Below are 427 nucleotides of genomic sequence, written 5' to 3' on the forward strand. Positions count from 1 at the left end.
CCTCCTCCGCGGCCGCCCCGGGGGCCGACCGGTGGGCGTGCCATCGCCACAGCGCCGCCGCCGCGGCCAGCCCCACCACGACGCCGATGACGCCGCCCATCAGGGCCCACCCGGCGCCCGCCGTCCCCGCCAGGGGCAGCCATCTGCGCGCGGTGTCCAGCACCTCGCCGCGCCGCGGACCGGCCCGGACCGGCGCCGGGATCAGCAGCGCTCCGAGCCGCTTGCGCACCGACCGCCCGCGCCGCACGGCCACGGCCCGGTCCGCCAGCCACCCGAGGACCAGCACCGTCCCCAGCACTGCCCCCAGCCTGTGGACAACGTCGCCGTTCACGCCGCCGCCTCCGCGCCCCGCACGATCCGGGTCACCCACCACACTCCGAGGCCTTCGAGAACCGCGCCGGCCAGCAGGCAGCCCAGTCCCCCTCCG

At 79.4% G+C, this 427-nt stretch carries 1 pseudogene; it reads right to left on the bottom strand.

Going from position 1 to position 427, the window contains the following annotated elements:
- Positions 1–331, bottom strand: a pseudogene (locus GTW67_RS19010) (type II secretion system F family protein); the annotation flags it as partial.
- Positions 332–427 lie beyond the last annotated feature (96 nt).

This window comes from Streptomyces sp. SID5910 (assembly GCF_009862125.1).
Lineage (GTDB): Bacteria > Actinomycetota > Actinomycetes > Streptomycetales > Streptomycetaceae > Streptomyces.